Raw genomic sequence first — 12,426 nt, forward strand, 5'->3', positions numbered from 1 at the left:
GATTCGCCGGCCTCTCGGGCCTCCTCCACGAGGTAGCGGTACCCGAACTCCGGGTCGTCGCGGTGTGCGTCCGCTCAGTTCTCGTGCGGCCGCGGCTTCGTGCTCAATATCGTGTCGCACCGCCTCGATGTCATCGTTGGGCTCCAACGGGAACCGGGCTACGACGTGTCGCCCGATCCGGAAGATCGCGTTGACGGTGCCCGCACCGGAAACCGGCTCGACGGGCAGACCCGCCCATTGCGGGAACTGCTCGGCGACGAGCCTGCCGACCCTGAGCGGCGAGACCGTCAGCTGACCGGGGTGCACGCTCAGACGATGGCGGCGACGGTGGCGGGGGCGGGGACCGCCCGTCCGAGCACCACTCCGTACGCGGTGCCATCGGGTGTGCTGATCGGCAGTGTTGATCCGGGCACCAGATCGTCACCGTTGTCGGTGTCACCGTCGAACCAGTCGTTGAACCACTCGGCGCTCAGCTGCCAGACCGCCGGCGGGTTCTGCGGCTGCGGGAATCCGGCCAGCACCGAGGCGAGGAACTGCACGATCGGGTTGCCGCCGCGCATCGAGTCCATGTGGACCCCGCCCGCCAGTACGACACCGTTGAACCGACCGGGCCGCGCCTCGTTCAGCGATTCGTTGATATTGCTGATGAAGTTGAACAGGTTGGGCGGAGCGCCGATCTCGCGGACCGGGATGTAGCGTCCGGTGGCGTCCTCGTAGGCCTGCAGCTTGGCCAACGCGTCCGGCATGACCGAGCCGGTGGGCACACCGTCCAGGGTGATCACCCCGACGAGATCATCGGCAGCGCCCTTGTCGACGAGATACCCCGCGACGGCGCCGACCAGCTGACCACCCGCGGAATGCCCGGCCAGGCCGAACTTCTGGGGCAGGACGCCGACGTAACCGGCGTCGCGGGCGCTGTCTTTGAGCGCGGTCCGATCCCCGACGAACAGCTCGGCGATGTTGTTCCACATGCCGGCGCCGTTGAGCCACGCGTCGTCGTCGGCGAAGAAGTTCGACGAGAGCGTGGGGGTGACGACGATGCTGTTGGTGCGAACCGCCAATTCCGCGGCGGTGTAGCTGTACATCGGTGCCAGCGCGAAGAAGCCATGCTGCAAAAGGATCAACCGGTCCGGCTGTGGGGCACCCTCGGGCACGTCCGGGAAGTACCAGTTCGCCTGCACGCGTTGGCCATTGGCGAGCAGGATGGTGGATGTGCGCACGGTGACCGGGCTGTTGACCGGAACCGCGGGTGGGCCGGTCAGCAGTGCCTCCAGCGCCTGGATGGTGTTGAACACCAGCGACCCGACGCCCTTGATGAGATTTTCGGTCAGGCCCTGCAGCCAGCGCAGCAGGTTGGGCCCTGCGGGGGCGAAAGCGCGTTCGGCGGGCGGCTGCTCGACCACGACCGCCATGGACACGGCCGGGGCTTCGGAAACCCGTGCCGTCGTGGCGTCGCGATCGAGGATGCGTTCGGACGTCACTTCGGCCTCGGTCACCAACGGAGCGGAGGGCTCGGTCGTCGAGGTGGTGCCGGTCCCGTTCTCGGCCTCGGCGGGGGTGCTGTTCTCGGCACCCACCACGACGGGACCGGTGACGGTCGGTATCGCGGCGGCCGGTCGGGTCTTCTTCCCGAGGACGCTCTCGGCCTCGCCGGCGCCGTCGGTCGGTGTCGGCTCAGGAGTCGGTGCGGTGACTTCCGGCTCGGGCTTGGGCTCGGGTTTGGGCTGTAGCTCCGGTTCGGTGCCGACCTCGGAACCGGTCTCGTGCTCTGTTTCGGCGCCCGATATCGAGCTGTCGGTCTTGCTGTCAGTGTTGGTATCGGTCTGGCGGTCCGAGGGTGATTTGGCCGGCGACTCCGACGTCGTATCGGTCTTTGTCCGCGGCGTATTGTCGTTGGCCGGACTCGATGCCGACCCGGGGCCCGCGCCGCCGGACGTATCGTCGGCGACTGCGGCACCGGCGCCGGCCAGCACCGCAGCGGACACCCCCGCCGACAACAAACCGGCACTGACCCACGCCGAAAGCCGCTCCATGAAGACCCCTGACCCTGTGCTCATCGAATCGTCTCGAATATTGACACTGACGACAGCTTAACGGAGCAGTTTCGAGCAACGGCCATACTCGAGGATCGACGAAGGGAATCACCCCATGAGGGCTGTCAGTTGTAAAGCCGGCGAATTGTCGGTGATCGAGATGCCGGCACCACGACCCGCCGCCGGTCAGTTGCTGCTCGACGTGCGCCGATGCGGAATCTGCGGGTCCGACATCCATGCGAAGGATCACGCCGATGAGCTGACGGAGGTCATGGCCGCCGTCGGATACCCGGACTTCATGAACAGTTCCACGCCGGTCGTGCTCGGGCACGAATTCTGCGGGACCATTGTGGAAAAGGGTCGCGGAGTTGCCAAGGAATTCAAGTCCGGCGCCACGGTCGTGTCTTTTCCTCTGATTCGCGCCGCGGGCGGGGTGCATCTCACGGGACTGTCTCCACTGGCTCCCGGCGGCTATGCCGAACAGGTGCTCGCCGAGGCGTCGATGACGTTCGTGGTGCCCAACGGTTTGGATGTCGATACAGCAGCCCTCACCGAGCCGATGGCCGTCGCACTGCATGCCGTGCGGCGTAGCGAGATCAGCCGCCGCGATACCGCCGTCGTCATCGGCTGCGGCCCGGTGGGCCTGGCCGTGATCTGTCACCTGAAGGCCAAGGGTGTGGGCACGATCATCGCCAGTGACTTCTCCCCGGGCCGCCGTGCCCTGGCCGCCAGATGCGGGGCCCACGTGGTGGTGGACCCGGCCGTCGAGTCGCCGTATGAACGTTTCGACCGGCAGAAGGGCGTGATCACGGCGGCGCCGCAGCTGTACGAACTGGGTGTCGGCTCGATGGAGAAGCTGCGCAAGGTGCCGGGCTGGTCACACCTCTACCGGCTCGCGGAGTCGTTCGGCGCGGCCGGGCCGAAGCGGCCGGTGGTGTTCGAGTGCGTGGGTGTGCCGGGAATGATCGACGGTGTGCTGGCGGCCGCGCCGGTGCAGTCCCGCGTGGTCGTCGTCGGTGTGTGCATGGGGGAGGACCGTTTTCGCCCGACGCTGGCCATCGGCAAGGAGATCGATGTGCGCTTCGTCTTCGGCTACACACCGCTGGAATTCCACGACACCCTCAACCTGCTGGCGGAGGGCAAGGTCGATGCGTCTGCGCTGGTGACCGGGACCGTCGGCCTCGACGGGGTCCAGGCGGCCTTCGGCGCACTGGGTGATCCGGAATCGCATGCCAAGATTCTCATCGACCCCACCAGCTCGGCGGTCGAACCCGGTTAGTCGGATCGTCCAAAGCTGTTCACGCGCAGTTTGTTCGGGACTTTCCGGTGGGTAGTCGTAGATATGTCACAGTGGCCTCACCATGCGTGACACCAGGCGAAAGCGTCTCCGGTTGAGTGACCCGCTGTCGTTGTCGTTCGAGATGCACCGAAGAGTGTTGCTGGCCAGACTGAATCGTCGGCACCGTCGTCAGGCCGCCTCCGCTCCGGCGTCGCGCTCGTCCTGATCGGTGGCGGGTTCGTCGTCGTCGGCGGCCCGCGCATCATCGTGCTCGGGCTCGGTAAGCGGCGTGACGACGGTGCTCCGGTCGTCGATCTCGACCGGATCGTCGAGGCCGTTCTCGGCGTCGCTCTCGATGTCGTCACGGTGGTCGGTATCGTCCAGCGGCGCGGTGCGTCTGCCGTTCTCCGGCGCAGCCCCGAGGTCATCGACGTCGGAATCGATCGTGGGAATCTCGGGTGGTGTCGGCTGGGACTCCGAGGGCGCCGGTGACGGCGCGACCTCGGGTCGGTTGGCGGCCGGCGGCCGTGTCCCGGTCAGGTTCTCCAGTCCCTCGCGAACGGCATCGGGAATCGCCTGCAGTGCCTCGACCATCCTCGGTATCGGTGTCATCAGCGAAAAAGGTTGATGAACTTGCGGATTGAGGTTCTGACGGTCGGTGTAGGCCATATCGACGAGCACCCTGAGCAGTGGTTCGACGGCACCGATCAGCCGTTCGGCGAGCGGAGACTGCCCGAGGAAGCGCGCCACGTCGCGAAGGGGTCCGAACAGCGGTAGGTGCTCATTGGGCACCAGGACGTAGCGGTCCACGACACCACCCGGCTTGGTGATCTCCTTGATCAGGAGCGCCGCTGAATCCAGATCGATCGGGTCGTAGAACGGGTCGGGGTGGGCATACGCCGCGGCCAGCAGGGTGTTCAGCAGCGCGAGCGGGTTGAAGTAGGCGGGAAAGTCGGCGTATGTGTCGTATTGCATGGTCACGTAGGTCGTCCCGTACACCGAGGGGGCCGCGACTCCCATCGCCGGGATGATGCCGGGGATCCCGAGGAAGGGAAAACGGGCCAGGATGCCGCCGTTGGGGATGAAGGGGGCGGCGATCTCCAGAAAGCTGAGGTCGCCGGGGGCCGGTGCGACCGCGGCACCGTCGAGGTCGCGCTTGATCTGCTCGGTGAGCAGCGTTCCCTCCGAATATCCGACAAGGATCACCGGGCCGGTCGTGGCGGCCAGATGGTCCCGCAGGATCGGCATGCCGACCCGCACGCTGTCGATCATGTTCAACGACGCCGGGTAGAAGGAGGGGATATAGGTGTGGTCCGGCGGGCCGATCTTGCCGCGGAGCTTGTCCGGGATGCGCGCCCCGGCGGGGTCGTCGCGGCCGCCGATGCCGATGACCGTGGCATTCGGCGCGATGGCGTACTGCACCGATGCGCTCGCGGTGATCACGCCGCTGACAAGCCACGACCAGATCAGGATTGCGGTGAACAACGCCAGTGGCGTGCGAAAAACTCTCCCCATGCATCCCCCGACGCATCATCCACAAAACGATGTGCGGGGGACGTTACTCGCGGAGGGCACGTGTGGACGGAATTCTGTCGAACTTCTTTAAGCGCGATTAGAGTCAGCGGCTATGAAGGCGATTCTGGCGACCGCTGCGGCCGCAGCGATGGGTCTCGGTGTTCTGTCGGCGGCGCCGGCCTCGGCGGATACGGTGGCCTATCTGGTCAACGTGCATGTCCGGCCGGGCTACAACTTCCCCAATGCCGAGGCCGCCATCGGTTACGGCAACACCGTCTGTGACCGGGTCGCCGCCAAGATGCCGTATGCCGAACTGGTCAACCAGCTCAAGGCCGATTTCCGCACCACCGACTACTACCAGGCCGGTTACCTGATCAACCAGGCCGTCAACGAATTGTGCCCGGCGCAGATCTGGCAGTTGCGCCAATCCGCGGCCGGTTACACCGGGCAGTGAAAAGAACGGTGGCGCCCCATTTCGGGACGCCACCGTCGTCTATTCCGGTTCCGCTCAGGGGCAGGTGACCGTGATCTCGAATGGCTTGCTGACCGGGGTCATGGGGTTGGCCATGTCGATTCCGGTGGCGGTGCCGCTGATGGTGTAGGTCTTGTCGGCCTTGGTTGCCGTGGCCTCACCGCCGGCACCCTGCGTGAATCCGAGGGTGACACCATTGACGTTGCCCAGCGCGACCGAGCTGACGCCGGTGCCGTCCTCACTGACGACCGCGGCGATACCGGTGAGGCCCTCCCCGATGGCGATGTTCACGTTGCCACCGCTGGTCGCGCAGACCACCGAACCCTGTACGGCCTGGTCCTGGCCGTCGATGGTGACCTTGGTGGCACCGGATTCGGCTGCCGCCGACGATTCGGACGGGGCGCTGGTGGCCGCCGCCGATGTGCTTGCCGCCGCGCTCGTCTCCGAGGCGGTCGACTCAGTTGATGACTTGTTGTCCGAGGAACAGCCGGACAGACCGGCGATGACGAGCGCTGCGCCCCCGACGGCCACTACGAACCCACGCTTCACCACGAATCTCCTTGATGTTGTGCGATCGATCAAGATCGCCCGATGATCCACGTGCAGTATGGGGCGCACGGCGGCCGATAAATCCCGATTGAGCGAAAATCTCCGCAGTTCGGGGCGGCTCAGCACGCGACGCGGAGCGTGAACTTTCCGTCCGTCGTGAAGCTGGCCGCGTCGGTGCGGAATCCGGTCGCGGTACCGGTGATGACGAAAGTCGGGCCGATCATGCTGACCTCGGCGTCCGGTTCGCCGAGCCCGGCGTTGTAGTTGCCGGTGAATCCGGCCAGGTTGCGGATGGCCACCGACTGGGCCGACAGCTCGTCACCGTTGGAGACCAGTGCGCTCACCCCGGAGTCGGGGTCCCCGGTCTGGATGTCGGTCGAGAATCCCTGCGATGTGCACCGCACCTGGTGGGTGGTGCCGCCGTCGCGTCCGTCGATCGTGATGTGGGCGGTACCCGCCGCCAGCCCGCCTTCGGGCACCGGAGCGGCCGGGCTTTCGGAGGAGCAGGAGGCGCAGGCGGCAGCCGCCGCGGATGCCACGGCAAGGACGAGCCAGGGTTTCCTCATGTGAGTGAATCTAGCGGCGGCGCGGGACCGGACACAGCCGCTTGATTGAATGTCCGGATGTTCTTCGAAGTGCAGGCCGAGTTGCCCGGGCGTCCCGGACGCGTCGGCACCATCCACACGCCGCACGGCGATATCCAGACCCCGGCCTTCATCGCGGTGGGCACCCAGGCGACCGTCAAGGCCGTGTTGCCCGAAACCATGAAAGAGATTGGTGCTCAGGCGGTTCTGGCCAATGCCTACCACCTCTACTTGCAACCGGGCCCGGATGTGGTCGACGAGGCCGGCGGGCTGGGTGCGTTCATGAACTGGCCGGGACCGACGTTCACCGACAGCGGCGGATTCCAGGTGCTCTCACTCGGCGTGGGATTCAAGAAGGTGTTGTCCATGGACGCCACCCGGGTGCAGGCCGACGACATCATCGCCGAGGGCAAGGAGCGGCTCGCCCACGTCGACGACGACGGCGTCACCTTCCGCTCCCATCTCGACGGGTCGACGCACCGCTTCACCCCGGAGGTCTCCATCGGTATCCAGCATCAGCTCGGTGCCGACATCATCTTCGCCTTCGACGAGTTGACCACGCTGGTCAACACCCGCAGCTATCAGGAGCAGTCGGTACGGCGCACCCACCGATGGGCCGAGCGCTGCCTTGCCGAACATCATCGACTCACCGAGGTCCGCCACGACAAGCCCTATCAGGCCCTGTTCGGGGTGGTCCAAGGAGCGCAGTACGAGGATCTGCGGCGCCAGGCCACCCGCGATCTTGTCCGCATCGGTGAGGGCGCGGGCCCGGCGGAGGGGCTCAGCTTCGACGGATACGGCATCGGTGGCGCGTTGGAGAAGCAGAATCTGGCCACCATCGTCGAGTGGGTGACCAGCGAACTGCCCGCCGACAAGCCGAGGCATCTGCTGGGTATCAGCGAGCCCGACGATCTGTTCGCGGCGGTGGCCGCCGGCGCGGACACCTTCGACTGCGTGTCGCCGTCGCGGGTGGCGCGCAACGCCGCGGTCTACTCGGTGCACGGGCGGTACAACATCACCGGTGCCCGGTACAAGCGCGACTTCACCCCGATCGACGCCGAGTGCGACTGCTACACCTGCGCGCATTACACCCGCGCGTACATCCACCACCTGTTCAAGGCCAAGGAGATGCTGGCGTCCACGTTGTGCACCATCCACAACGAGCGGTTCACCATCCGCCTGGTCGACCGGATCAGGGCGGCGATACTGGCCGGGGAGTTCGATGAGCTGCGGGCCGAGGTGTTGGGCCGCTATTACGGCTCGCGGTGACGGGCATCCGACTTCGCTTTCCGTCGCCATATTGCGTGCAGACGATCAAATCGGTGTAAAACTACGGGAGAAATTCACTATTTCGTCAGTCTCACCCCCGTAGGGTGGGGCGATGCGAATTCTCTTGATGGGCGCCGGCGGTGTCGGTTCGGCGTTCTGTGCCATCGCCGCACGGCGGGACTTCTTCGAGCAGATCGTGGTCGCCGACTACGACCTGGCGCGCGCCGAGCAGGCCGCCGGCTCGGTCGGTGACCCGCGCTTCAGAGCGGCACAGGTCGACGCGACCTCGGCCGATGCGGTCGCCGAGCTGGTCCGCGCGCAAGGCATCACCCATGTCATGAACGCCGTCGACCCCCGATTCGTCATGCCGATCTTCAACGGCGCACACGCCGGCGGGGCGGACTACCTGGACATGGCCATGAGTCTGTCGGTGCGCCACCCCGACAAGCCCTACGAGCTGACCGGGGTCAAACTCGGCGACGAGCAGTTCGAGGCCGAACAGCAGTGGCGCGACGCAGGCAGGCTGGCGCTGGTGGGCATCGGGGTCGAACCGGGCCTTTCTGATGTTTTCGCCCGTTACGCGGCCGACCACCTGTTCTCCGATATCGACGAGCTCGGCACGCGCGACGGATCCAACCTGACCGTCGACGGCTACGACTTCGCGCCGTCGTTCTCGATCTGGACCACCATCGAGGAATGCCTGAACCCGCCGGTCATCTGGGAGGCGGACCGGGGCTGGTTCGTCACCGAACCCTTCAGCGAGCCAGAGGTTTTCGACTTCCCGGACGGCATAGGACCCGTGGAATGCGTCAACGTCGAGCACGAGGAGGTGCTGCTGATGCCACGTTGGGTCGACTGCAAGCGCGCCACCTTCAAGTACGGCCTCGGCGAAGAGTTCATCGAGGTCCTCAAGACATTGCACAAACTCGGCCTCGACCGCACCGAGAAGGTGCGCGTCGGTTCGAAGAACGGCCCCGTCGAGGTGTCTCCGCGCGATGTCGTCGCCGCCTGCCTGCCCAACCCGGCAGACCTTGGGCCGAAGATGAAGGGCAAGACCTGTGCCGGGTTGTGGGTCACCGGCACCGGCAAGGATGGACAGCCACGGTCGACGTACCTCTATCACGTGGTCGACAACGAGTGGTCGATGGCCGAGTACGGACACCAGTGCGTGGTGTGGCAGACGGCGGTCAACCCCGTCGTCGCCCTCGAGCTGCTGGCCAACGGCGTCTGGAGTGGAACCGGGGTGCTGGGTCCCGAGGCGTTCGACTCCGTGCCGTTCCTGGAGTTGCTGACCGCCTACGGTTCCCCCTGGGGCCAAAAGGAGCTCTAGCCTCCCGCTCGCCGGGAAGGGAACGTAGCGTCGGGGCATGCCAGAAGAGCTCACCGCCGAGCAGGCCGCCGCGCGGCTGAAGTCCGCCGACACCCTCGGGATCCCGCTGGGACCCGGCCAACCGCCGACCTTCCTGCAGGCATTGGGTGAACGCGAGGACTGGACCGACCTGCGAGTGTACGGTGCGCTGCTCGCGGTGCTGACCGAATTGTTTGCCCGGGACGGGGTGCACTATCTGTCCGGGTTCTTCGGCCCGCTGGAACGTGCGCTGCGTGACAGCGGCGCGTCGGTGGATTTCGCACCCGCCGACTTCCGGCGCTTCGGCCCGCTGTTGCAACGGCAATCGCCGCGCGTGATGACGACCGTCTGCGCGCCGCCGGACTCCGAGGGCTGGTGCTCGCTATCTCTGCACGCAGGCGGGACCGTGGACGAATTGCGCCGTGCCGGAGCCGATCCCGATCGGTTGCTGATCGTCGAAGTCTCGTCGAAGTTCCCGCGAACCTACGGTCTCGGAGACGATCGGCACGCGCTGCACATCGACGAGATCGACATCTTGATCACCTCCGACGCCGAACCTCTCGCCCTGCCCGGCGGCGACGCCGCACCCACCGACGTGGACCGGGCGATCGCCGAGCACGCGGTGTCCTACATGCCGAGCGGGGTGACGTTGCAGACCGGTATCGGCGGTATTCCCAACCAGATCGCGACCCTGCTCGCCGAGGGTGACGGCGGCGGGTACGGCCTGCACAGTGAGATGTTCACCGACGGCTGTATGAAGCTGCACCGGGCCGGCAAGATCGCCAACACCCGCAAGGGCCAGTACGACGGGGTGAGCGTGACGACATTCGCCTTCGGATCGCCGGAACTCTACGCCTGGCTCGACGACAACCGCGATATCGCGTTCCTGCCGGTCGAAGTCGTCAACTCACCGGAGGTGATCGCGCAGAACAACCGGATGGTCACCATCAACGGCGCGCTATCGATCGACATCCAGGGCCAGGTGGTCGCCGACACCATCAACGGCAATCAGTTCAGCGGGATCGGCGGTGCCGAGGACTTCGTGGCCGGTGCCGGGCTGGAACTTTCGGACCGCTCGCTGATCTGCCTTCCCGCCACCTACGAGAAGGACGGTCGACTGCAATCGCGGATCGTGCCGTGGTTCGGGGCGGGCGCGGTCATCACCACGCCCCGCCACCATGTCGACGTCATCGTCACCGAGTACGGCACCGCAGAGTTGGAGGGACTGACGGTCCGGGAGCGCGGCGAGGCGCTGGCGGCGATCGCGCACCCGGACTTCCGAGAGGATCTGCTGCGGGCCGCCGAACGCGCGTCGGGTGGACGCTCACCGGTGATCAGGTTCGTCTGAGGCCGTTGCTCGACTACGGTCGCCGACGGCGTGGGCTAGAGCGGATTGAGGATCCGGTTGAGGAACTGGCGGGTGCGCTCTTCCTTCGGGTCGCCGATCACCGCTGCGGGCGGACCCTGCTCCAGGATGATGCCCTGGTCGGTGAACAGCACCTGATCGGAAACCTGTTTGGCGAACTGGATTTCGTGGGTCACGATCACCAGCGTCCAACCGTGGTCGGCCAGGTCCTTGATCACCGAGAGCACCTCGCCGACCAGCTCGGGATCCAGCGCCGAGGTCGGCTCGTCGAACAGCACGACCTTCGGCTTGAGCGCCAGTGCCCGCGCGATCCCGACGCGCTGTTGTTGGCCACCGGAGAGCTGGAACGGGTACTGGTCTGCCTTGGCCTCCAGTCCGACCTGCTCCAACAGGGTGATGGCCTCGGCGACGACCTCCTCCTTCGGCCGCTTCTGCACGATCACCGGCCCCTCGATCACGTTCTGCAGGACCGTCTTGTGCGGAAAGAGATTGTGTCCTTGGAAGACGAAGCCGCTGCGTGACTGGAAACGGCGTACCTCGGGTTTGGGTGTCGGCGTGGCGAAGTCGATCTCGACGTCATCGACGCGGATCACCCCGGCATCGGCCCGGTCGAGGGCATTCAGTGTCCGCAACAACGTGGTCTTGCCCGAGCCGGACGGCCCGATGATCGCGGTGGCGGTACCGGTGGCCACCTTGAAGGACACCCCACGCAGCACCTTGTTGTCGCCGAATGCCTTTTCGACACCGGTCGCCTCGATGGTGTACTCGGTCATCGCGCCACATACCTTTCCAGTCGATGCTCCACCCGGGCCTGGCCGAAGGACAACACCAGGCAGATCACCCAGTAGTAGATGGCCGCGGTGCCGTAGAGCGCGAAGAACTCGAACGTCGGCGCCGCCACGATCTGGGCCTGCCGCAGCAGTTCGGTCACCAGGATGGTCGAGGCCAGCGATGTGTCCTTCACCAGGGAGATCAGCGTGTTCGACAGCGGCGGTACCGCAACCCGGGCGGCTTGGGGCAGGATGATCCGCCGCAGCGCACCCGCGTAGTGGTAGCCGATGGTTTCGGCAGCCTCCCACTGGCCCTTCGGCACACTGAGGATGGCCGAGCGGATGATCTCGGCCGCATAGCCGCCGACATTGAGGCTGAAGGCGATCACCGCCGCCGGGAACGGGTCGATCTTCACCCCGAATTCGGGCAGCGCGTAGAACACGATGAACAGCTGCACCAGCAGCGGAGTGCCACGGATGATCGAGATGTAGAAACGGGCGATGTTGCTCAGCAACACATTCGACGACAATCGTGCCAGTGCGACGCCCAGCGCGATCACCAGTCCGATCACGAAGCTGATGATGGTCAGCGGGATCGTCATGGTCAGTGCCGCCTTGGCCAATGGCCACAGGTTGTCGCCGATCAGCTCCCAGGCCGAACGGACCTGGGGTGCAGGTTGATCGGTGGCCTGTTGTGTTGCTTGCGGACTGCCGGTCGCGTCTGCCTTGAGGTAGCGCTGGGAGATCTCGGTGAGTGTCCCGTCGGCGCGCAACTCGTCGAGCGCACCGTTGAGTTCGGGCAGCAGCCCGCTGTTCTTACGTGCGGCGAAGCCCTGGTCGCTGGTTTCGCCGGTCTGAGCGGCGATCTTCACCGAGGTGTCACCGGTCTCGGCAAGATAGGCGTAGACGGCCACACTGTCGTTGACCGTGGCATCCACCCGGCCCTGGTTGAGCAGGGTGATGGCCTGTGCGAAACCCTCCACCGCCTGCACGTCGGCCCCGGCATCGCGGGCCACCTGTGCCCAGTTACTGGTGATCGACTGGGCGGTGCTCTTGCCCCGCAGGTCGGCCAGTGAGTTGATGGAATCGTCGTCGGCCCTGGTGACGATCACCCCCTCGCCGACGGTGTAGGGCTGGGAGAGATCGTATTTGGCCTGTCGTTCGGGGTTTATGGTCACCTGGTTGGCCACCACATCGAATCGGTTGGCCTCCAGCGCGGCGAAGATCGAGTCCCATGGCGT

General features: G+C 66.0%; 11 protein-coding genes and 1 pseudogene. 5 read left to right on the forward strand and 7 right to left on the reverse strand.

The genetic code is table 11. The features are described from left to right. Both G154_RS26990 and G154_RS00095 read right to left on the reverse strand, forming a co-directional pair. Window positions 1-306 (reverse strand): annotated as a pseudogene (locus G154_RS26990) (aminoglycoside phosphotransferase); the annotation flags it as partial. Window positions 307-308: 2 nt separating this feature from the next. Continuing rightward, on the reverse strand, window positions 309-2,057 hold the full coding sequence (locus tag G154_RS00095) for an alpha/beta hydrolase (protein WP_131701368.1): 1,749 nt from the start codon (window positions 2,055-2,057) through the stop codon (window positions 309-311). Window positions 2,058-2,148: 91 nt separating this feature from the next. On the opposite strand from G154_RS00095, the gene G154_RS00100 reads away from it, so the two are divergent. Continuing rightward, window positions 2,149-3,312, forward strand: coding sequence for a zinc-binding dehydrogenase (locus tag G154_RS00100; protein ID WP_019511264.1), 1,164 nt, complete (start codon window positions 2,149-2,151; stop codon window positions 3,310-3,312). A 189-nt stretch (window positions 3,313-3,501) separates the two neighbouring features. Here G154_RS00100 and G154_RS00105 read toward each other — a convergent pair whose 3' ends face one another. Beyond that, window positions 3,502-4,827, reverse strand: coding sequence for a PE-PPE domain-containing protein (locus G154_RS00105; RefSeq protein ID WP_081649885.1), 1,326 nt, complete (start codon window positions 4,825-4,827; stop codon window positions 3,502-3,504). A 112-nt stretch (window positions 4,828-4,939) separates the two neighbouring features. On the opposite strand from G154_RS00105, the gene G154_RS00110 reads away from it, so the two are divergent. Then, the gene (locus tag G154_RS00110; protein WP_019511263.1) at window positions 4,940-5,281 is read left to right on the forward strand and encodes a DUF732 domain-containing protein; all 342 of its coding nucleotides are present in this window, start codon (window positions 4,940-4,942) and stop codon (window positions 5,279-5,281) included. A gap of 54 nt (window positions 5,282-5,335) precedes the next feature. On the opposite strand, the gene G154_RS00115 is transcribed toward G154_RS00110, so the two are convergent. Continuing rightward, the gene (locus tag G154_RS00115; RefSeq protein ID WP_019511262.1) at window positions 5,336-5,848 is read right to left on the reverse strand and encodes a lipoprotein LpqH; all 513 of its coding nucleotides are present in this window, start codon (window positions 5,846-5,848) and stop codon (window positions 5,336-5,338) included. A 119-nt stretch (window positions 5,849-5,967) separates the two neighbouring features. Continuing rightward, a complete protein-coding gene (locus G154_RS00120; protein WP_023984982.1) occupies window positions 5,968-6,414 on the reverse strand; it encodes a lipoprotein LpqH in 447 nt (148 codons plus the stop codon). Between the two features lie 57 nt (window positions 6,415-6,471). Here G154_RS00120 and tgt point away from each other — a divergent pair, with 57 nt between their 5' ends. From tgt to G154_RS00135, 3 genes are all read left to right on the forward strand, one after another. Next, window positions 6,472-7,701 (forward strand): tRNA guanosine(34) transglycosylase Tgt, encoded by a 1,230-nt coding sequence (gene tgt / locus G154_RS00125; protein WP_019511260.1) that lies wholly within the window; start codon window positions 6,472-6,474, stop codon window positions 7,699-7,701. Window positions 7,702-7,813: 112 nt separating this feature from the next. Continuing rightward, the gene (locus tag G154_RS00130) at window positions 7,814-9,031 is read left to right on the forward strand and encodes a saccharopine dehydrogenase family protein (protein WP_023984980.1); all 1,218 of its coding nucleotides are present in this window, start codon (window positions 7,814-7,816) and stop codon (window positions 9,029-9,031) included. Between the two features lie 37 nt (window positions 9,032-9,068). Next, window positions 9,069-10,397, forward strand: a complete 1,329-nt coding sequence (locus G154_RS00135) for an acetyl-CoA hydrolase/transferase family protein (RefSeq protein ID WP_019511258.1) — start codon at window positions 9,069-9,071, stop codon at window positions 10,395-10,397. A gap of 35 nt (window positions 10,398-10,432) precedes the next feature. Here G154_RS00135 and G154_RS00140 read toward each other — a convergent pair whose 3' ends face one another. Next, entirely contained in the window at window positions 10,433-11,188 is a 756-nt protein-coding gene (locus tag G154_RS00140) for an amino acid ABC transporter ATP-binding protein (protein WP_019511257.1), read from the reverse strand. Then, on the reverse strand, window positions 11,185-12,426 hold a 1,242-nt coding region (locus G154_RS25760; RefSeq protein WP_081649886.1), incomplete at its 5' end, for an ABC transporter substrate-binding protein/permease. The genes G154_RS00140 and G154_RS25760, both read right to left, overlap by 4 nt.

Source organism: Mycobacterium sp. VKM Ac-1816D, assembly GCF_000416385.1.
Lineage (GTDB): Bacteria > Actinomycetota > Actinomycetes > Mycobacteriales > Mycobacteriaceae > Mycobacterium > Mycobacterium neoaurum_A.